The organism is Celeribacter sp. SCSIO 80788 (assembly GCF_051054295.1).
Lineage (GTDB): Bacteria > Pseudomonadota > Alphaproteobacteria > Rhodobacterales > Rhodobacteraceae > Celeribacter.
In genome coordinates this window covers 222,568-243,823 of the sequence record NZ_CP150483.1, presented here as the reverse complement: position 1 = coordinate 243,823, position 21,256 = coordinate 222,568, and the positions used below count along the sequence as shown (strand labels likewise).

General features: G+C 61.9%; 18 protein-coding genes and 1 pseudogene. 9 read left to right on the top strand and 10 right to left on the bottom strand.

Annotated features, from left to right (window positions below):
- The 8 genes from V1471_RS19895 to V1471_RS19860 all read right to left on the bottom strand — a co-directional run.
- On the bottom strand, positions 1–142 hold a 142-nt coding region (locus tag V1471_RS19895), incomplete at its 3' end, for a CoA transferase (protein WP_434291310.1).
- Positions 143–153: 11 nt separating this feature from the next.
- Complete coding sequence (locus tag V1471_RS19890; protein ID WP_434291302.1) at positions 154–1,446, bottom strand: TRAP transporter large permease; 1,293 nt, start codon at positions 1,444–1,446, stop codon at positions 154–156.
- 3 nt (positions 1,447–1,449) lie between these two features.
- Positions 1,450–2,007: a TRAP transporter small permease gene (locus tag V1471_RS19885; RefSeq protein WP_434291300.1), complete on the bottom strand. Its 558-nt coding sequence runs from the start codon at positions 2,005–2,007 to the stop codon at positions 1,450–1,452.
- Between the two features lie 18 nt (positions 2,008–2,025).
- Positions 2,026–3,021 carry a TRAP transporter substrate-binding protein DctP gene (dctP, locus tag V1471_RS19880; RefSeq protein WP_434291299.1) on the bottom strand — a complete coding sequence of 332 codons (996 nt, stop codon included), beginning with the start codon at positions 3,019–3,021 and terminating at the stop codon, positions 2,026–2,028.
- 84 nt (positions 3,022–3,105) lie between these two features.
- Positions 3,106–4,764, bottom strand: a complete 1,659-nt coding sequence (locus V1471_RS19875) for a urocanate hydratase (RefSeq protein ID WP_434291298.1) — start codon at positions 4,762–4,764, stop codon at positions 3,106–3,108.
- Entirely contained in the window at positions 4,757–5,857 is a 1,101-nt protein-coding gene (locus V1471_RS19870) for a DUF917 domain-containing protein (RefSeq protein WP_434291296.1), read from the bottom strand. The genes V1471_RS19875 and V1471_RS19870 overlap by 8 nt, the downstream gene beginning before the upstream one ends.
- 13 nt (positions 5,858–5,870) lie before the next feature.
- Entirely contained in the window at positions 5,871–7,094 is a 1,224-nt protein-coding gene (locus V1471_RS19865) for a Zn-dependent hydrolase (RefSeq protein ID WP_434291294.1), read from the bottom strand.
- Positions 7,091–8,476, bottom strand: a complete 1,386-nt coding sequence (locus V1471_RS19860; protein WP_434291292.1) for a dihydroorotase — start codon at positions 8,474–8,476, stop codon at positions 7,091–7,093. The genes V1471_RS19865 and V1471_RS19860 overlap by 4 nt, the downstream gene beginning before the upstream one ends.
- A 26-nt stretch (positions 8,477–8,502) precedes the next feature.
- Here V1471_RS19860 and V1471_RS19855 point away from each other — a divergent pair, with 26 nt between their 5' ends.
- The 4 genes from V1471_RS19855 to V1471_RS19840 all read left to right on the top strand — a co-directional run bounded on the left by V1471_RS19855 (position 8,503) and on the right by V1471_RS19840 (position 15,071).
- Positions 8,503–9,801, top strand: coding sequence for a LysR family transcriptional regulator (locus tag V1471_RS19855; RefSeq protein ID WP_434291290.1), 1,299 nt, complete (start codon positions 8,503–8,505; stop codon positions 9,799–9,801).
- Positions 9,802–10,227: 426 nt separating this feature from the next.
- Positions 10,228–12,009 (top strand): sigma-54-dependent Fis family transcriptional regulator, encoded by a 1,782-nt coding sequence (locus tag V1471_RS19850; protein WP_434291288.1) that lies wholly within the window; start codon positions 10,228–10,230, stop codon positions 12,007–12,009.
- A gap of 141 nt (positions 12,010–12,150) precedes the next feature.
- Positions 12,151–13,950 carry an NAD(P)/FAD-dependent oxidoreductase gene (locus V1471_RS19845; RefSeq protein ID WP_434291287.1) on the top strand — a complete coding sequence of 600 codons (1,800 nt, stop codon included), beginning with the start codon at positions 12,151–12,153 and terminating at the stop codon, positions 13,948–13,950.
- Positions 13,951–14,018: 68 nt separating this feature from the next.
- Positions 14,019–15,071, top strand: a complete 1,053-nt coding sequence (locus V1471_RS19840; RefSeq protein ID WP_434291285.1) for a 2,3-butanediol dehydrogenase — start codon at positions 14,019–14,021, stop codon at positions 15,069–15,071.
- 193 nt (positions 15,072–15,264) lie between these two features.
- On the opposite strand, the gene V1471_RS19835 is transcribed toward V1471_RS19840, so the two are convergent.
- Positions 15,265–16,011 (bottom strand): TrmB family transcriptional regulator, encoded by a 747-nt coding sequence (locus V1471_RS19835; protein ID WP_434291284.1) that lies wholly within the window; start codon positions 16,009–16,011, stop codon positions 15,265–15,267.
- Positions 16,012–16,307: 296 nt separating this feature from the next.
- Between V1471_RS19835 and V1471_RS19830 the strand changes: the two genes are divergently transcribed.
- The 5 genes from V1471_RS19830 (at position 16,308) to V1471_RS19810 (ending at position 20,812) form a co-directional block, all read left to right on the top strand.
- Entirely contained in the window at positions 16,308–17,240 is a 933-nt protein-coding gene (locus V1471_RS19830) for a carbon-nitrogen hydrolase family protein (protein ID WP_434291282.1), read from the top strand.
- A 9-nt stretch (positions 17,241–17,249) separates the two neighbouring features.
- On the top strand, positions 17,250–17,777 hold the full coding sequence (locus V1471_RS19825; RefSeq protein ID WP_434291280.1) for a TRAP transporter small permease: 528 nt from the start codon (positions 17,250–17,252) through the stop codon (positions 17,775–17,777).
- The gene (locus tag V1471_RS19820) at positions 17,774–19,048 is read left to right on the top strand and encodes a TRAP transporter large permease (RefSeq protein WP_434291279.1); all 1,275 of its coding nucleotides are present in this window, start codon (positions 17,774–17,776) and stop codon (positions 19,046–19,048) included. Before V1471_RS19825 ends, V1471_RS19820 begins: the two co-directional genes overlap by 4 nt.
- Positions 19,049–19,083: 35 nt before the next feature.
- A complete protein-coding gene (locus V1471_RS19815) occupies positions 19,084–20,112 on the top strand; it encodes a TRAP transporter substrate-binding protein (protein WP_434291277.1) in 1,029 nt (342 codons plus the stop codon).
- Positions 20,113–20,182: 70 nt separating this feature from the next.
- Complete coding sequence (locus tag V1471_RS19810) at positions 20,183–20,812, top strand: flavin reductase family protein (protein ID WP_434291276.1); 630 nt, start codon at positions 20,183–20,185, stop codon at positions 20,810–20,812.
- A 283-nt stretch (positions 20,813–21,095) separates the two neighbouring features.
- Here the strand turns inward: V1471_RS19810 and V1471_RS19805 are convergent.
- Positions 21,096–21,251, bottom strand: a pseudogene (locus V1471_RS19805) (ATP-binding protein); the annotation flags it as partial.
- Positions 21,252–21,256: the final 5 nt, after the last annotated feature.

Here is a 21,256-nt window from a genome sequence, read left to right as displayed (position 1 = left end):
GATCGTCACCGGTCGGGCTTTCGATCTTGATCACCTCGGCGCCGATGTCGGCCAGCATGGCGGTGCAGAACGGCCCGGAAAGCACACGGGTGAAATCGAGGATGCGGACCCCCTCCAGTGGGCGGTTGATCGTCTGTGTCATCACACTCTCCTTTACACCAGAACCAGCATCAGCCCGGGGAACAGCAAAAAGATCAGGATGCGGATCAGATCGACCGCCACGAAGGGCGTGATACCGCGATAAATATCCTTGATCGCGAGGTCGGGGCGCATGCCGTTCAGCACGAAAATATTGATCCCGACGGGGGGCGTGATCATCCCGATCTCGATGATCATCACGTTCATGATCCCCCACCACACCGGATCGAAACCGAGCTGGCCGACCACGAGCGGAAAGACGAAAGGCATGGTCAGGATCATCGCCGCCATCGCATCGAACACGCAGCCCAGAGCGAGATAGAGCAGGATCACAACCGAGATGATCACCATCGGCGGAAGATCGAGCCCGCCGACCCAGGCCACGGTGGCCGCTGGCAGACCGGACAGGGTCAGGAAGCTCTTGTAGATCTCCGCACCGATCAGGATCAGGTAGATCATGCCGATATTCGATGCCGCCCGAATGAGGGTCGCGGCAAAGTTTTCCCGCGTCAGTTTTTTGCGCAACAGGCTCGCCGCCAGCACCAGAAGGACGCCGATGGCCGCCCCCTCCGTGACGGTAAAGATGCCGCTGTAAATCCCGCCCAGCATGACACCGGCGACAAGCAGGGTCAGCCGCGCCTGCGTCGTGGCACGCACCCGTTCGCCCCAGTTGGCGCGCGGCGCTGGTTGGCCATCGCCCGGGTGACGCATCAGAAACAGCCGGATGGCAAGGAAATAGAGCGCAATCGCCACCAGCCCGGGAATGACCGCCGCACGAAACAGATCGAGCACGCTTTGCTGGGTCAGGATCGCGTAGACGACCATGATCACCGACGGCGGGATAAGCGAGCCCAATGTGCCGCCCCCGGCGATGGAGCCGGCGATGAGCGCATCGGAATAGCCGCGGCGTCGCATCTCCGGCAGGGCCACCTGCACCATGGTTGCGGTGGTCGCCACGGAGGAGCCGCAAATCGCACCAAAGATCGCGCTGGTCCCCACGGTGGTGATCGCCAGACCGCCGCGCAGATGACCGCCCCAGGCATGGGCCAGCCGGTAGATCTCCGTCGACAGGCCGGAGACAATGGCGAAACCGCCCATCAGGATGAACAACGGAATGACGATCAGGTCCTGAGACGACAGGGCTTGCACGGTCGAGGTGCCGAAGAGCGAAAACACCGAGGCCAGCGGGTCGAGCACCAGAGTGCCGATGACCCCGACCAGCGCCATGGCGGCTGCGATCGGCACATTGAAAAGGATCACGCCGAGAAGGCACAGAAGTCCGAGACCTCCAATCAGAATGGGGGACATGACTTACTCCAGATCAGAAATGGGTTGCGGGAGAGGCTCCGGTTCACAACTGGCGCAGACCCGCAGAATTTGTTTGAGGCTGACAACCGCCTGAATGCCCACGGCCACCCAAAGACAGAAACAGGCCACCGCCCAGGCATGCCAACGCGGCAGCTCCATAAGCCATGTGGTTTCACCGCTGCGCCAGAGATCGAGCGTGTATCCGGTGACCCACCAGCCCATGAGGGCAAACATGGTCATCAGACAGAGGGCCCCCAAAGCCTCGAACCCCTCACGCAGCCGCCAGGGCAGGGTTTGCGTGACGAAACGCACGGTGATCGCGGAGCGCGTCGACATCATCGCCGGGAAACAGGCCGCCACGGCCACGATGCCCAACGGCGCGTAGAGATCGCTGATCCCATCCACACCGAGCCCGAAGATGGCGTCATCCAGCCAAGGCCATGCGCCTCTGAGCACCAGCATGGCGTCGGACCGCAACACCACCTCGAACAACACCAGCCCCGTCACCGCCAGCAAGGCGGTGAGGCCGATGACGGCAATTGCATTTGCCAGTTTTAGCATGACCTCACCTCTTGCGGCTTACTGGCCAAGGGCCGCGCGCGCAGCCTCCAGAATGCCCGCGTTTTCCGGCGCTTTCTCGACCCACTTTTCGACAACCTGTGCCAGAACCTTATCGGCCCGTGCCAGATCGTCATCGCTCAGGGTGACGAAATGGTGCGTTCCGGACGCGTCCAGCCGGGCCACGACGTCCTGGGTCTGTTGATCCATATTTCCGCCCAGAACGGAGGTATACCATTCCCCCTTCACGCTATCGATCGCAGCCTGCGCCTCGGGTGACAGCGTGTCGTATTTCGCCTTGGACAGACCGAACAGCACGGCAAAGGAGCCAAGCGGCAGGTTGGTGACGTGATAGGTCAACAGATCCCCGACCCCGAAGTTATAGAGGTTCCCGGTATCGACCAAAGCACCGTCGATCAGCCCACGGCTGACGTTTTCCGCCATCGCGGTGGCCGGAATGTTGGAGACGGGCACCGCGCCGAGACGGCTGACGATCTGGGCCTGTGTCTGGCCCGAAACGCGCAGTTTCTTGCCGCGCAGATCGTCCAGGCTGCTGATCTCATCCTTGGTGTGGATGTAGTAGGGCCCGGATTGCAACATACCCAGAGCGATCAGATCGTCCATACCGCCGATCACCCCTTGCTCGATCAGGGAAATGCTCGCCAGCGCGCCATCGGAATTGCTTTGCGCCATATTCGGCAGTTCGAACACATCGAGCCCGGTGACCCGGCCCGGCGTGTAAGGCAGCGGAATTTCCGCAATATCGGCCACGCCATCGAGCACCAGTTTCAACTGCACCTCACCGCCCGAGACCAGAGAGCCGCCGGGATAGAGTTCGACCTTCAAAGCACCCTCCGTCAGTTCGTCCAGACGTGCCGCCAAAGCGGGGGCTGACAAGGCGTTGTTGACCGTCGTCGCCGGAAGGAAGGACGAATATTTGAGCGTCACGGTCTCCTGCGCAAAGGCCGGAGCAGCCAGAAAGGCGGTCGCAGCCAGAAGTGATTTCAGTGGTTTCATGATGTTTTCCCTGTTGTTGGAGAGATCTTTAAAGTTTTTTCAAGTGGCCGGGAGCCACATATCTGTCGCTCCCGGCAGGATCGGTCAGAGAGCGATGTGACCGACCTTTCCGACCCGCGCCTCATCGAGCGCTTCCGGGTAACCGGCATCGGCATATCGGATCACGCCTAGCGCGGTATCATTGGTCAAAGACAGGTCGATCCGGGTATCGGCCTCTTCGGTGCCATCCGCCACCACGGTCACGCCCGCAGAGGTCATGAACCCGGCATAACCGCCGCCACCCGAATGGATCGCAACCAGATCGGCCCCCGAAGAACACAGCGTCATCGCATCGAGCAACGGCCAGTCGGCAATCGCGTCTGACCCGTCCCGCATCCCTTCCGTCATGATGTTCGGATGGGCCATGCCCCCGGCATCGAGGTGATCGCGGGAAAAGGCGACGGGTCCGGCCAGATCTCCGGCGGCCACCATGTCGTTCACCCGACGCGCCAAAGCCGTGCGTTCGCCATGCCCGAGCCAGGCGATGCGGGCGGGAAGACCCTCGAAGGGCACATGTGCGCGCGCCAGTTTGATCCAGTTGGTGACGATCTTATTCTCCGGGAACATGTCCAGCAAAACGTCGTCGATCTTTGCAATGTCGCTTTCTTCGCCCGAAAGCGCCATCCAGCGGAACGGACCGATCGCACGCGCAAACAGCGGGCGCAGATAGGCTTCGGTGAAAATCGGAATATCGAAGGCGTCCTCGATCCCGGCGGCCTTGGCCTGCGTGCGGATCAGGTTGCCGTTGTCAAAGACTTCGGCGCCCGCCTTTTGAAACCCGAGCATCGCCGTCACCTGATGCGCGATACTTGCGCGCCCGGCTTCGATCAGCTCCTCCGGGTTTTGATCCCGCAGCCGCTGCACGCGGGCGAGGTCATAGCCCTCCGGCACATAGCCGTAGACCAGATCATGCGCGGAGGTCTGATCGCTCACGATGTCGGGGATGATCCCACGCGCCAGAATCTCGGGATAGACCTCGGCCGCATTCGCGACCAGCGCCACCGAAACGGCGCGGCCTTCCTCGGTCGCCGCCTTGATCATTGCCAGAGCGGTGTCGAGGTCCGGGGCGATCTCGTCGAGGAAACCGATCTCCTGACGTTTTTTCGCCCGCTCCGCATCGACATCGAGACAGAGGATGGCTGCGCCCGCCATGCGCCCGGCCAGAGGCTGTGCGCCGCCCATACCGCCGAGACCCGCGGTCAGGATGAACCGCCCGGCCAGAGACCCGTTGAACCGACGCTCCGCGATCCGCATGAAGATTTCATAGGTGCCCTGGATGACGCCCTGGCTGCCGATATATTGCCAGGCCCCCGCCGTCAGGCCACCCCAGCAGATCAATCCCTTGCGCTCGAACTCATAGAACACTTCGGGCTTGGCCCATTGCCCCACGATGTTGCAATTCGCCATGACCACCATCGGCGCCGCCTTATGTGTGCGCAAAAGCCCCACCGGTTTGCCGGACTGGATCACCAGCGTCTGATCTTCCTCCATCTCGCAGAGCGTTCTGACGATGGCATCATGCGCCGGCCAGTTGCGGGCCGCCCGGCCAAGGGCCGCATAGACGATGAGTTTTTCCGGGGCTTCGCCAACCGCCAGAACATTCTCCATAAGCCGCAAAAGCGCCTCTGCCCGCCAGGTCTTTGCCCGCCGTTCGGGCCCGCCGGGGATCGGGAAATCGGGATGACGTGGGTTTTCCTTAGGCATTGTGGCCCTCCAGAACATAGCGCGCCAATTCGATCCCCATGGCCCGTTCGACCGGCGGGTAAACGGCCGGGTCCAACACCCCGGCGCCCAACGGGATCACCTGACGCGACACATGCAGCACATGCACCGTCATGCCCACCTCCAGCTGACCGACAGAGAGCGGCTCGGCCTCGCTCGACAGCGTGGTGATCACATCCGGGAAACTGGCAAGACGCGCCCCGCCAGCATCGTCGACGGCCATATATTCGTTCATCACATGCAGCGTCATCGCATGATCGCCCTGCCCCACCGTGACGGTGCCGATGTCGAAGGCCTCATTCGTGTAGCGCACATTCTTGGCCGTGATCTTGCCCTCGATCAGGATCGTGCCTTGCGTCTTTTCGACAATGGCGTCGATGACGGCGGTCGCGCCTTTCGGTTCGGCGGCAAGGATCGCGTGCCCGAGATCGAGCGCCATCGAGATCCCGCCAAGCGCAGCGTTGCGCGCCACATAGCTCGCCCGCAAAGGGTTGCGCGCCGAGGCGATGAAACCGCCCGACATATCGGAGGCCGTGCGCAGGATCGGCGAGACCTTGGCCGTCGCACCCCGGGTGACCAATTCGATGTAGCGATTCTGCTCGCGGTTGCCGCCGACGGCGGTTTGGATCATCTGCTCGTCCGATCCGGCCATGCCGATGGAGCCCATGTCGCCCGTCGGATGCGCCCGAATGTCGCCCACGGCGTCGATCACCTTGCACCCGAGAATGGAGGCCGGAAGCCAGCCATTGAGCGTGGAGCTTTTGCCGTTCTGCCCGACCATCAACCCGGCCACGGGCGTGCCAAGTGCCTCGTTCAAAAGCTCGACCGCCTTGATGTAATCCACACCGCGCATTTCCCAGGGCGTCGTCGAGGCCGGTGCGCCGATCGCGGCCGCGGTCGCGACCCAGTCGTCCTCATTCAACTCGTCGATGCTGACGAGTTCCGGTTGCCCTGCCCCGACGGCAGCATAGCCCAACTGGCGCCCGTGATCAGCCCAGCCCCCGCCTCCGGCGGCATAGACCGAACCACCGCGCACAGCGGGTTCGACGTCTTTTTCTGTCAAAATACGACGCATTTCCGTTCCTTCCTTAACTCTGATCCACGGCAATGACGGTTTCCGCCAAGACCTCCGCCCCCAGGGCAATATCGGCAGCCTCCGCCCATTCTTCTGGGCAATGCGAGCGCCCGCCGAGACAGGGCACGAACACCATGGCCGCAGGCGCGATCCGCGCCATGAAAGCCGCATCATGCCCGGCGCCCGACACCATGCGCTTGGCAGAGGCACCGACCCGCGCCGAGGCGCTTTCGAGGTGATCGACAAGCGCAGGATCCATTCCCGTCGGCGGGTTGTCGGAGAGCCGCGTCACTTCAGCGGAAATCCCCTCCGGCAAACTCCGTGTGGACCTGTCCAACCAGTCGAGAAACCCGAGCATCTCTGCGCGCTCCTCAGACCGCGCATCAATCAACATCCGCACCTGCCCGGGCACCACATTCGCCGCTCCCGGCTCGATGGAGAATTCGCCAACGGTCGCGGTGAAATGCGACCCCTGCCCGCTGCGTGTCGTGGCTTCGGCATCAATCGCGGCGATCAGCCCGGAGGCCGCCACGAGCGCATCCGCGCGATGCCCCATCGGTGTCGTTCCGGCGTGATCCGGACGGCCCGTGAGGATCACCTCCACACGGGTGATGCCGGCAATCGTGGTGACCAGTCCAATATCCGTGCCGGAGCTTTCCAGCACCGGACCCTGCTCGATATGCAGTTCGAGAAAGGCGCGGATGTCGCTGCGCGCTATAATCGAGGCCGGGTCGCCGCCGACATCGCGCATCGCCTGATCGAGCGACCGGCCCTCATGCTGCAACGGCCTCCAACTGTCGGGCAACACCCCCGCCATAGCGCGCGATCCGATACAGGAGACGCCAAAGACAGAGACCTCCTCCGCCAGAAAATCCGTGACCGCCAGATCGTGCCGCAGCTCGATCCCACGTTCCGCCAGGCTTCGGGCCACTTCCAGCGCCACAATGACACCTGCAACCCCGTCAAAACGGCCACCGTCCGGCACTGTGTCGGAATGCGACCCCAGCATGATCGTGCCAAGGCTTTCTGTGCCCTTCCGCGTCCCGATCAGGTTGCCCCCGGCATCCGTCGTGACCGTCAGACCGGCCTCTGCGAAACGCGCGGCCAACCAATTGCGACCCTCGTCGAAACGCGGCGAAAAGGCGCGACGTGTCCAGGGGCGATCCGGGTCCGTGATCAGTGACAGTGCCGTCAGATCGGCGTCGATCCGGTCGGTGCGAACGTGCAGATTGCTCATGTGTGCACCGCCTTGCGCAGACCGAGCGGACGCTCGGGTCGCAGGAATGCGCCATTGCCGGGCTGGGCCAGAACCGTCATGCCGTCGAACACCTGCGCCCCGCGCAGCCATGTGCCCGCCGTCGTCCACGGCAGCTCCATCCCGTCATAGGGCGACCAGCCCGCAACCGAGACGGTGCTGGCGCCCGCGTCATAGGTTTTCGCAACCGGCTCCAACACCGTCAGATCGGCATCTCGGCCCACGGCGAGACCGCCCTTGGCGTGGTCAATGCGGAAATGACGTGCCGGGTTCTCGGCCAAAAGCCGCGCGGCCCAGGTCAGGGGAATTCCCCGCGCCAGCGCGCCTTTGACAAAGAGCGGGATCATCACTTCCAGCCCCGGCACCCCAGAGGCGTTTTTCAACATCTCCGGATCGGTTTTCCGGTCCTCAGACCAGCTCACATGATCGGTCGAGACCATGGAGATATTGCCCGCCGCAACGTGTCGCCAGAGCCGCTCCACCTCTTCGCGTGGCCGGATCGGCGGATTGATCTTGGCCTTGCCACCCAGCCGGGCGACATCGTTTTCCTCGTCGAGCGTCAGGTAATGGATACAGCATTCGACCGTGGCATGATGCCCCTCGTCGCGATAGCGTTTGGCGATCTCATAGCCGCGGCCGAGCGAGCAATGCACCACATGCGCCGGGCATCCGGTGGCTGCGCCGGTTTCATAGATTTGCAGCGCCGCCAGAAGTTCCGTCATCGGCGGGCGCGACAGGCCATGGGCGCGCCAATCGGTGATACCGGCGGCCTCGACGGCGGCAATCGCCTCGCGCACGAAGGCGTCGTCCTCGTTGTGCACACCCGCCGCCAATCCGGTTTTCGCGACCTCTTTGAAACAGGCCATCAACAGCGCCGGAGAGATGCGCGGGAAACGTTTGGGATCGGTGCCGAAGGTCGAGAATTTGAAACCGCAGACACCGGCCTCGGCCTGTTCCGCGATCCGCGCCGGGCCCTCTGTCGGGTCAATCGTACCGTAGAGCGCCACATCCACACGCGCCTCGGCTTCGACCTCCTCGGCCTTGAGGCGGACGGCCCCGGCCGAGCAGACGAGATTGCCCTCGTCATAGGGCATATCCACGATGGTCGTGACCCCGCCTGCCGCAGCGGCGGCAGTCGATGCGGCAAAGCCCTCGGCGCCTTTTTGCGACAGGGAATGCACCTGGGCATCGACGGCACCGGGCAGGATCATCGCCGCGCCGAGATCGTGGCGTTCACGCGCAGAGGGAGCCGAACCTTCGCCCAGAAGTGCGATTTTGCCCTCGCGGACGGCCACAAACCCGTTCTCCACTTCCCGGTCGCACAGGACGACATGCCCCGTCAGAACCACATCGAAATCCGACATTCCGTCTCCTTTCACCGGGCCCTGCCGTGTCTGAAACACCGGCCCTGACCCCGTCCCTGTCATCTCTTTCGATCAGCATAGCGCCGGATATTTTTTTATGGCATATGTCAAAATATGGACACGGGATACGCAAAGACATGAGAAGCTCCACGATCATTTTGGCGGACCTTGCCTTGCGGCATGGCGGCATACGCGCCGCCTCCCGCGCCAGCGGCCAGCCGATTTCCAGCATCGGCGCGTCCTTGACCCGTCTCGAAGACGATCTGGGCTTTCCGCTGGTCCGACGTGGAGAGGACGGCATTTCCCTGACGATCGACGCGCAACGTCGCGCCCCCGCCATCGCGCGCCTCGCGGCCCTGTGCCGTCAGATCCTGACATGCGAGGCGGATCTCGTGCCGGAGAACTCCATCAGTTTCGCCGCGCTGTTTCGCCTGTCCGAAGCGCTGCGTGTCGGCTCCATTCGCCGCGCCGCGGAACAGATGAATCTGGCACAACCGCAGCTGACACGGCAAATCAGCCTCCTGGAGCGCACGCTTGAGACCAAGCTGGTTCTGCGCGGTCCCAAAGGGATAGATCCGACGCCCGATGGGCTGAGACTGGTCAACCTGACCGGTCAGCTTGAGGCCGAATGGCGCGCATTGTTGCACGTGTCCGAACCGCAACACAGCCAAATTTCACGGCGCTATATTTTGGGCTCCATCATCCCCGCCACCCCCTTTGGAGAACTGGCCACATTTTTGGCCGGATTGAACCGGGAAATGCACATCCAACACGGTCTTCGCGTCTCCATCGCCTCCACGCTCGCAGAGGATCTTCTGATCGGTCTCGATACCGGGCGCTTCGATTGCATCCTACTGGATGCCGCGCTGAATGATCCGACCTACTCACAAACGCCCGTGCTACGCGGCAGCGTCGCCATGGCCGGTCTTCATCTGCCCGAAGATTACCGCAATCAGGCAGAGCTACGGCAGGCTTTGAAACGGCAACCTCTCGTCTTGCAGTCCAGACGCAGCGGTCTGCGCCAACGGGCAGAGCAGTTTCTCGACACCTATGCCGGGCAGGATTGGCGCAGCCTCACGTCCCTCGTCGAAATCGACTCTCTGCCGATTATTGTGAACATGACCCATTCCGGGACGGCAAACAGCATTTTGCCGCTCCACGCGACAGCCGTCGAAAATCATCGCATCATGCCCCTCCCCAGCACGTTTGACCAAATCATATTCCTGACATGGCGCAGAACCCCGAAGGGTCGCAGGTTGGCGAAGCTGATCAGTTCAAACTTGATAAAACCTCAAGATCGATCTGCTTCTCCCGCACCCCCCTGAAGCATCCCCCACCCCAAAGAGGGTGCCGAGCCCCCCGCAACGCCGGAATGGGTCGGCGCGTTCGCACTCGTGACGAGCTCGCGTGCGACGGCTGTGATGACAACCTTGTGTGGCTTTCCCACGGCGCGCAGGCGGTCAGCGAAGGTTTTCAGGATCGGATTGTGATGGCTGGCAACGAGGGCCGCCTGAGAAATACAGGCGCTAGGACGGTTACGCTCTAGAAATGACCGCCTGACAGACGCATGCCAAGCCGCCGTCAGCCGCGTGCAAACAAGTTGGCAATGCCGCGCATATCCTTTCCCCTCGCAAATCCGGCCCGCATAGCACGGCATCTTCGACCATTGTCCCCTCTGGGTTTGCGCGCATCATGTGCTACACTCTCGCCGGGAGGCGACGCGCCACGCAAGGCGCGTCATGATAAAAGCCATGAAACACGCACGCCATGTCGAAGAGATCGGGCAGGTGCTCGAGGGCGGCCAGACCGGGCGGGACAGTATTGTCTCGGCCTCCTGGCGGCGCTGTGTCGAGGTCTATGGCATGGACCCGATGCGCACCGATCCGGCGCATATCGTCACAGAGACCGAGTTGCGCGATCACCGCAAGCAGGCCGAATGGATGATCGCGGCGGCACGCTCAGGGCTGCAATCTCTGTTTCGTCAGGTCGCCGGCCAAAACTACGTGCTGCTGCTGACAAATGCCGAGGGTGTCTGCGTCGATTACTTCGGCGACGACCTGTTCACCGAGAACCTGCGCAGCGCCGGGCTTTATCTCGGATCGAACTGGTCTGAGGATCTCGCCGGAACTTGCGGCGTCGGTGCCTGTATCGTCACGCAAGAGCCGGTGACCGTGCATCAGGACGACCATTTCGGCAATGCCCATGTGGCGCTGTCCTGCACGGCCGCGCCGATCTTTGACAGTCTCGGACAATTGGCCGCCGTGCTCGACATTTCACTTCTGCGCTCTCCCACCCCCAAAAGCAGTCAGAATCTGGCGATGAGCCTCGTCACCTCCGCCGCGCGCCGCGTCGAGATGGCCAATCTGATGGCCGAAAGCCCGCGCGACTGGGTGTTGCGCCTGTCGTCCAGCCCGGAATTCCTAGACGTCGACCCGGAGGCCGCCGTGCGGCTGGACGGCTCGGGACGGGTGCTGGGCTATACCCGCGCGGCGCGCCAATTGTTCCCCGAAACGGGGCAGATTCTCGGGCGCCGGATCGACGAGGTTCTGAGCGTGAGCGTCGATGATCTGCCGGATCTGATGCGCGACCGTCCCACCGAAGAGCGGGTAATCGAGATGCGTGACGGCGGAGCGCTGTTCGGCCATGCCATCGCGCCCAAAGCGCCGCATCAGACCCGCCACGGGGCACGACAGAACGGGGCACAGAAAGGGGCATTGCTCGGAACACTCGGAGGTGCGCTGGCCGGGCTGACCGGTGGCGACCCGAACATGGCGCGTCTTTTGGGGCAGGCCGAACGGCTGGCCCCCTCCACCGTACCGCTTTTGATCACCGGCGAGACCGGCACCGGCAAAACCAAACTCGCCCGCGCGATCCATATGATGAGCAAGGCGCAAGGGTTCATAAGCCTCGAATGCGCCACACTACGTCCCGAGGACATCGCCGATCTCTGTCTCGACTCGGTGAGCCTGACGACGCTTCTGCTGCGCCGGATCGAGGAGTTGAGCGAGGAGACCGCCATCGCCCTGAGCGGATTGCTCGACCGCAGGCCCGATCTGCGCACGCTGTCGACAAGCTGTCTCGATCCGGCCCGCATCCCCCTGCCCCGTACGCTGTTTCATCGATTGGCGGGCTGCAATCTCACCGTGCCACCGCTCCGGATGCGGCGCGATCTCGACTGGCTGATGTCGCGCCATCTGCGGCGCCACACCGCCGAAACGATCCGTCTGTCGCCCTCGGCGCGGGCCGAACTGATGGGGCGCACCTGGCCTGGCAACATCCGTGAACTTGAACAGGTGCTCGACACCGCCGCCGCGCTCTGCGTCGGCACGGTGATCGACCTGCCCGATCTGCCCCATCCGGTCGTGGCCGAACCTACCGGCGGGCCGCCCGCGTCGACAACCCCATGGGACTCGCTGGAGCAGGTTCTGGTCGCCTGCGATTGGAACATGGCCCGCGCCGCGCGCCGCTTCGGGGTCAACCGCTCGACCATCCTGCGCCGGATGCGGGCCGCCGGGTTGCACCAGCCCGAGTGAGATGTTGCGCAGGCGTTGCGCGCGCAACATGCTGCGCTGCAACGGTTGATTTTCTGTCATCCATGGCCGTCGCGAACATAGATCGCCGCAATTTCAGCGCCCCATACTTCTTCTGGACACACGCACAGAGGAGGAGTTGCGATGCTCGACAGTTCAACCACAACCCAGACCCAGGAGCTTCTGGACAGCCTGAACGCCGCATTGGAGGGCGGCGATATCGACCGCGCCGCGGGGCTGTTCGCGACCGACAGCTATTGGCGCGATCTCGTTGCGGTCAGTTGGAACCTGAAGACGGTCGAAGGCCCCGAGGGCGTGGCGGATATGCTGCGCAGCCAGCTTGACCACACCCGTCCGGGCAAGTTCGAGATTCAGTCAGGCGAGATGCCCGCCGAGGAGGGCGGCGTCATCACGGCCTGGCTCACATTCGAAACCGCGACCGGGCGTGGTTGGGGGTTGATGCGGATGCGCGACGGTCGGATCTGGACGTTGCTGACCGCTCTGCAAGAGCTCAAGGGGTTCGAGGAAAACCGGGGCAAACGCCGCCCGATGGGCGCAGAGCACGGCGCCAAAAAGAACCGCAGTTCATGGAAAGAACGCCGCGAGGCGGAGGAGGCCGATCTGGGCTATGGCACCCAGCCCTATGTCGTCATCATCGGCGGTGGTCAGGGCGGCATCGCGCTTGGTGCACGGCTGCGTCAATTGGGCGTTCCGGCCATCGTGCTGGACAAACATGACCGCCCCGGCGACCAATGGCGCTCGCGCTACAAGTCGCTCTGCCTGCACGATCCGATCTGGTACGACCACCTGCCCTACATCAAGTTCCCCGACAACTGGCCGGTGTTCACGCCCAAAGACAAGGTCGGCGACTGGCTGGAGATGTACACCAAGGTCATGGAGATCAATTACTGGACCCGCTCCGAAGTCCAGAAAGCGAGCTATGACGAAGCCTCCGGCACTTGGGAGGTCAAGGTCAACCGCGACGGCGAAGAGGTCACGCTGCGCCCCACCCAGCTTGTGCTCGCCACGGGCATGTCGGGCAAACCGAACATGCCGCAATTTCCCGGCATGGAGCGCTTCAAGGGGACGATCCAGCATTCCTCGCAGCATGAGGGACCCGATGACTGGGCCGGGAAAAAGGTCGTCGTCATCGGCTCGAACAACTCCGCGCATGACATCTGTGCCGCGCTTTGGGAGGGCGATGCCGATGTGACGATGGTCCAACGCTCTTCGACCCATATCGTGCGCTCCGACAGTCTGATGGAGATCGGCCTCGGTGCGCTTTATTCCGAAGAGGCGATCGCCAACGGGGTGACAACCGAAAAGGCCGACATGATCTTTGCCTCCCTGCCCTACAAGATCATGCATGAATTCCAGATCCCGCTCTACGACCAGATGCGCGAACGCGACGCGGAGTTCTACAAAGGGCTGGAAAAGGCCGGCTTCGATCTCGACTGGGGCGATGACGGGTCGGGCCTGTTCATGAAATACCTGCGGCGCGGCTCCGGCTATTACATCGACGTGGGCGCCAGCCAGTTGATCATCGACGGAGAGGTCAAACTCGCCAAAGGCGGCGTCGATCATTTCGAGGAAGACGCGGTCGTTTTGACCGACGGCACCCGCCTGCCCGCCGATCTGGTGGTGCTGGCCACCGGGTTCGGATCGATGAACGGCTGGGCCGCGGATTTGATCAGCCCGGAGGTCGCGGATAAGATCGGCAAGGTCTGGGGCCTCGGCTCCGACACTACCAAGGACCCCGGCCCCTGGGAAGGCGAACAGCGCAACATGTGGAAACCGACCCAACAGGAGCACCTTTGGTTCATGGGCGGCAACCTGCACCAGTCGCGCCACTATTCGCTCTACCTCGCCCTGCAATTGAAAGCCCGTCTGGAGGGGCTCGAGACCCCTGTTTACGGCCTTCAGGAGGTGCATCACCTGTCGTGATGCGCATCGTGCGCCCGGGCTTTCTTCCCGGCCCGGGCGCAGACTTTACGAACCTAAGGAGAACCACAATGAAAGCAGCACGCTGGCATGGCGTCAAAGATATCCGCGTCGAAGACATCCCCGAACCGTCCCCGGCAGCGGGCGAGATCAAGATCAAGGTGGCCTGGACCGGAATTTGCGGCAGCGACCTGCACGAATATCTCGCCGGGCCGATTTTCGTCCCCGTGGACGAAGAGCATCCGCTCAGCCACGACAAGGCACCGATCACCATGGGCCACGAATATTGTGGCGAAATCACCGAATTGGGCGCGGGTGTGACCGGGTTTGCGGTTGGCGACCGGGTTGCCATCGAACCGATCTTTGCCTGTGGCACCTGCCCCGCCTGTCATGAGGGCAAATACAATCTCTGTGACAGTCTCGGCTTTGTCGGCCTTTCGGGCGGCCATGGTGGCTTTGCCGCGTTCTCGGTCGTGCCCGCAGGCATGGTGCACAAAATGCCGGACGCCTTGTCGATGGAGCAAGGCGCGCTGGTCGAACCGGCGGCCGTCGCGCTCCACGCGGTACGCATGTCCAAGATCAAGGCAGGCGACACCGCCGCGGTCTTTGGGGCTGGCCCGATCGGTCTCTTGGTCGTCGAGGCGCTGCGCGTCGCCGGTGCGGCCCAGATCCATGTGGTCGAACCCTCGCCCGAGCGCCGCGAAAAGGCGTTGGAACTGGGCGCGACCAGCGCCATCGACCCGATGTCGACCGATCCGGTGGAGACGATCCGCGCGGCCACCGGCGGCGTCAACGTGGCCTTCGAAGTGACCGGAGTGCCGCGCGTTCTGCCGCAATGCATCGACAGCACAAGGCACGAGGGCCAGACCCTGATCGTTTCGATCTGGGAAGGCGATGCCGCGTTCCAGCCCAACACCGCCGTGCTGAAGGAGCGCCAGCTTCTGGGCACCATCGCCTATCGCAACATCTATCCGGCGGTGATGGAGCTTATGACCCAGGGCTATTTCAGCGCCGACAAGCTGGTGACCAAGCGCATCTCCATCGACGAGATCGTCGATCAGGGGTTCGAAGCCCTCGTGGCGGAAAAATCTCAGGTCAAGATTCTCGTCCAAGCACCGGCGTGATGTAACGCAATTGAGCGACGCTCAGAACGATGGCTGAGCCGCCCCTCAAGACCGTGACGGCCCCGTGCGATGCGCGGGGCCGTCGCCGAACAGGGCACCGTCGACAGGATCATGACCTTTCCCGACGGGCTATTGGCCCTCGCGGTCCTGAAATAGCACTGGGTGCCCGCCTGAACCGCCCGTGCCCAATGCGTCACGTCTCCGACGATGTCATCCACAGCGCTTCAAACAACTGCCGCTGCATTGTCGCGAATTCCACGCTTTCGATGATCATCCCGTAGTTTTCGCGCATCGACGAAATCAGGCAGACCTTGTCGTCATAAATGAATGTCGTCATCGACAAGAGGACATTCTCAGGCGCAAAGCGGAGATGGCGGAGATCGCCGGAATCCGATGGCCAGATCGAGGCGACATCTTTCGTGCGTGACCGGATCACCCGGAGCCAGATCCCCTTTTCCTTACGCGCTGCGATGAAATTCTCCATCTCCTCAAGCCCCGGAACATCGCGCAACTCATCCATCGACAAAATGCCGAGCAAGGTCGGCTCCGTTCCCTTGATGCTCAAAGTGTCTTTCAGCGCGATCAAAATGCCCTCGCGCCCTTCGTAATACCGAATACGGGGCTTGCCCTTCGCGCGATTGTAGAGCGATCTCAGTTCCGGCATCACCTCGTTGAGCATCTGTTTGCGAGCCTCGATCCGCTCCAGCAGGACTGAGGGGTCCTCGGCAACGACAATCCGCTTGTTCCCGCTTTTCACGATGGCAACGAGGCCCTCTTCCTCCAGACGCGACAGGGCATCATAGGCCGTGGTGCGCACCAGACCTGCGCGCGTGGCCACATCGGAAATCGGCGCCTCGCCCAATTCGATCGCCGCCACATACAACCGGTAGAGTGTACCGCTGATGCCAAGCTTCGACAATTTGCTTTGAAAATCATACATCAGACAGCCCTCAAACCTCTAACTCAGCAAAATAATGCGGCTTCAGAACGGGCACAAGGGAATCTTACCTGTCGAAAATACTCGACAGAGTGAGTCTCCTTTTCTGTCGAAAACTTCCGACAGGAATTCGTGATTCTAATTAATTAGATCAATAAATAATCATAACAAGAAATTTTAGCTCACTTTTCCGCCAAAAATTCCTGAAAAAACCGAATTACTAAGGCTTAATTGACAGGGGAGCGTAAAATTCACACAAAACACATGTGTCTAAAACATTCGACTAATCGAGGTAACCGATGACTTTCAAAGCGGCAGTGATTCAGGCAGGCGCCGTGCCATTCGATATCGAGGCCAGCCTCGCCAAGGCGGAGGCACTGATCGCCCAGGTCGGCGCGCAGGGCTGTCGCCTCGCCGTCTTCCCCGAAGCTTATATTTCCGCCTACCCCAAGGAGCAGAGCTACGAGATCTCCGTCGGTGTGCGCACAGATGCGGGCCGCGAAGAGTTCCGGCGCTATGCCGACAGTGCCATTGAAATCCCCGGCGCCGAGACGGAGCGTCTGGGCCAGGCGGCCGCAGCAGCCGGGCTTTACCTCGTCATGGGCGTTATCGAACGCGAGGCGGGCACGCTCTATTGCACAGTCGTCTTCTTCGGTCCCGACGGCACGCTTCTGGGCAAACATCGCAAGCTGATGCCAACCGGCGCCGAGCGTCTGGTCTGGGGCTTTGGCGATGGTTCGACCCTGCCCACCTTCGCCACCGACATCGGCAATCTCGGGGCTGTCATCTGTTGGGAAAACTACATGCCGATGATGCGCATGGCCATGTACGGTCAGGGCATCACCCTATATTGCGCGCCCACCGCCGATGATCGGGACAGCTGGCAAGCGACGATGAAACACATCGCCCTCGAAGGCCGCACCTTCGTGTTTTCGAGCTGTCAGGTGCTGCGCGAAAAGGATTTCCCCGATGACTACGTTTTTGCCCGCACCGATCCCGACCGCCTCATGATGCGCGGCGGCAGCGTGATCCTTGACCCCTTGGGCAATGTCCTCGCCGGGCCGCTGTTCGACGAAGAGGGCATTCTGGTGGCCGAGATCGATCTGGACGCGGTGACACGGGGCAAACTCGATTTCGACGCCGTCGGGCACTACGCCCGCCCTGATGTTTTCGAACTGCGGGTGAATACGACGCCCCGCGCGCCAGTCACCTATACCAAAGCCGATGGATAAGGAAAAACGATGCAACGCCTGTCCGACGTTTTCACCCAACTGCTCGACTTGCTCTCCGGGGGCGCCTTTGCCGCCGCCCTTGTGATCAACGCCGCCAATGTTGCGGGGCGATATCTGTTTCACAGCCCGATCTTCTGGGCCGAAGAGGTCACAACCCTGCTGATCATCTGGTCGGTCTGCCTGATGTCCTATCGGCTGACCCTGCATGGGGAACATCTTTCCGCCGAAATTATCAAACCGCTTTTGCCGCGGACCGCATTCCGCTGGGTCGCCTTTGTCCTCTCCGCCGCAGGCGCGATCCTCTGCGGATATTTTGCCTATAACGCCTATCTCGTCGTCGAACTGGTCGCCCGGTTTTCCCAGCTGACCAACGTGGCCGAAATCCCCAAGCAATACGTCAACGGCTCGATCTTCGCGGCCTTCGTTCTGGCTTGCCTCGGCGGCATCGTGCGCAGCCTCTCGCTGCTCGCCTCCGAGCAACTCCTCACCGCATCCGAACCCGTCGAAGTCCAGGATGCACTGGCAGGTTCCAAATGACACTCATCGCTATTCTCGCCGGCCTGCCGCTTTTGTTGCTGATCGTCGGCCTGCCGATCTATCTCGTCTTGCTCACCACCGCGAGCGTCGCCGTCATGACCCAGATGAGCGTTCCCGCCACCATGGTGCCGCAGATCATGTTCGGTGGCCTCGACAAATTCGCCCTGCTCTCCGTGCCGTTCTTCATCTTCGCAGGTGAGATCATGTCACGCGGTGGCGTCTCGCGGCGCATCGTCAACTGCATCCTGATGCTCTGCGGCGGGCTGAAATCCGCCCGCCCGATGACCGCCATCGGCGCCAGCGAGTTTTTCGGCGCGGTCTCCGGTTCAAGTCCCGCCACCGTCGCCGCCATCGGGCGGCTGATGTACCCGAGCCTGCGCGAAGGCGGCTATAGCGAAAAGTTTTCGCTCGGTCTCATCACCTCCGCCGGTGGCATCGCAAGCGTCATGCCTCCCAGCATCCTGATGATCCTCTACGCGGCCTCTTCCGAGCAATCCGTCACCGCGCTCTTTGCCGCCGGGATTCTGCCCGCCCTGCTGCTCGGCCTCGTCATTGTCGGCTACATCCTCTGGGTGTCGCGCAAGATGAAACCGGTGGGCGTCAACAGGGCACACAAAGGCGAAGCCCTGTGGCTCTTTCTCTCGGCCCTGCCCGCGCTCGGCACTCCGGTCGTCATTCTCGGCGGCATCTACTCCGGCATCTTTTCCCCAACGGAATCGGCGGGCGTGGCGGGCGTCTACGGCGTTCTGGTGGCGCGGTTCTTCTATCGTGAAATCACCTGGCGCGAGATTTGGAGCGTTGTGCTCAGTTCCGCGCATCTGACCGCACAAATCCTGCTCGTCGTCGCGGCCTCCGGAGTGTTCTCCTGGGTCCTCACGACCAGCGGCGTACCGCAAACGCTGGTCAATTTCGTCGAAGCCGCCTCAAGCGAGCCCTGGGTCGTCCTCCTGACCATCAACGTCTTCCTGCTCATCGTCGGCTGCCTAATGGACCCGGTTTCCGCGATCGTCCTTTTGACCCCCCTGCTGGTCCCCGTGGTCACGCATCTCGATGTGAACCTCGTCCACTTTGGCGTCATCATGGCAGTGAACCTGAGCATCGGCATGTTCACACCGCCCTTCGGCCTGAACATCTTCACGTCCAATGCCCTGTTCGGCGCACCGATTTCGCGCATCAGTGCGGGCCTCGTGCCCTTCATCATCCTGCAAACGCTGGCGCTGATCCTGATCACCTATGTGCCAGCAATCTCGCTGCCACAACTTTTGTTCTGACCCTCTTCCCCTTGACCCTCAAATGGAGCTCTCTCATGTCCCTTTTCCGACCCAACCGACGCAACATGGTCAAAGCCGCAGGCACCTGCCTCCTGCTCGCCACCCTCGGCACCACCCCGGCCTTCGCGCAAGAGTTCACTATGAAACTGGCCACCGCCACGGTGAATGATGTCCAGACCGAAGCCATCAAACGCTTTGCCGCACGTGTCGAAGACCGTTCCGAAGGCCGGATCAAAACCGAGCTCTACCCCGCCGCACAGCTTGGCTCGAACGCCCGTATGATCGAGGGCCTGCAATTCGGCACGGTCGAATTTTACACCGGCCCCGCCGCCTATCTCGTGGGCGTCGACTCGCGCTTTCAGGTCACCGACCTGCCCGCAATTTTCGAAGACGCCCGCCACGCCCAACGCGTGTTCAGCGACCCGACCTTTCGCGAGACCTTCCTGAACCTCGGCACCGACAAGGGCCTCGTCGGTCTCGGCACATATATCTACGGCAACACAGCCTTCGCGACCGCCTTTCCCGGCGATACGCTTGCGGCCTTCAACGGCAAGAAACTTCGCGTTCTCGCCTCGAAAGTCGAGCGCAAAGGCGTCGAGCTGATGGGCGCCACCGCAGTGCCCATCGACTTCAGCGAGGTCGCCACAGCGTTGCAGCAAGGCACCGTGGACGGCATGAAAAGCTCCCCGCCCGCCTTCACCTCGCTCAAACTCTACGACATCGTGAAACACATCACCGCCACCGAAGACGGCGTGATGGGCGAGGTCATGATGGTCAGCAAGATCTGGTGGGACACTCTGCCGGAAGACCTGCAAACCGTGCTGCGTGAAGAGGCAACAGCGCTTGAGCCAGAGCTTTACGACTATGTTCTGGAAGATCAGGCCAACGCCTATAAAACTTGGGAAGAAATGGGGGGCACCGTTCACTATCTGCCGAAAGACGAGCGTGATGCCCTTCTGGCCGAAATGCGCATCTCCGTGCTCGAACTGTTGAACGAAGACCCCAAAACCGCCGAAATTCTCGCGGTGCTTCTCGACGCCGCAGAGCGCACAGCAACGCAATAAGACATCCCCACAAAACCCCGCGCTGCCCTGTCCCACGTCAGGGCAGTCGCCGTTCGAGAGAGGCTTTCCCATGCACTACGATATGACGTCCCTCGAGGCGCGCAAACGCTATAAACTTCTGTCGTCGCTCGTAGTGCCGCGCCCGATTGCATGGGTTTCCACCCTCTCGCCCGAGGGGGTCGTCAATCTTGCCCCCTACAGTTTCTTCAATGTGATGGGCCATGACCCGGCACTGGTCGCACTCGGCATTCTGGAACATCCCGAAAAACCGCTCAAAGATACGGTTCGCAACATCACCGAAACCGGGCGCTTTACGGTTAATCTGGTGACCGAAGCACTGGCGGCACGGATGAACCAGACCGCAACCGATCTGCCCTATGCCGAAAGCGAAGCAGACCTGGCCGCCGTCGAGATGGCCCCGGCCTCCGCCAACGGCGTGCCCGGCATCGCGCGATCGCCTGTCCGACTTGAATGTCAATTGATGCAAATAATACCGAGCGGAACGCGCCAAAAAATCGTCTTAGGAGATATTTTGGCGCTCTATGTCCAGGACACGTTGCTGATCGATTCAGAGACGGTCAAAATTGATCTCGAATCCCATCGTCCGATTGCCCGCATGGGGGGCGCGGGGATATATTGCAGGACGGCGGATTGCTTCAGCCTTGCGCGCCCGGACAGCGAAACCCAGCCGCTGGACTGAATTCCCCCTCAGGCCATCCCCTCACCCGCGTTGATGTCCGTCGCCGCGCGCAACAGCTTTACGACCGTCTTACGCGGCGCGCGGAGGGTGCGGGACCCCCAAAGACATGCGCGCTGTCGGCACCGACATGCCGATCCATGGAGGTCTCGATCAGCTTGAGCAGGGCGTCTTTCATCGAACCTCTATCCGCTTCCATCTTCGTGAACTTTGACCGCAGCGCTCCATGCCCTCCCCTGCATTCCAACAACACGGACTCCGACCGCCCCGGATTTCAGGCCCGTCACAGTGGCACACAGCCCAATTCATCAATGATCAGCCGCTCCTGTGCCAGCATCTGCTTTTGCAGGCGCAGGAGCCTCTTCTCGTCACTGGCCTCAATCAGCTCATGAACAAGAACCGCCGCGGTGGTGAAGCGAACCGGTATCCCTTTCTGATAAGCGCCCT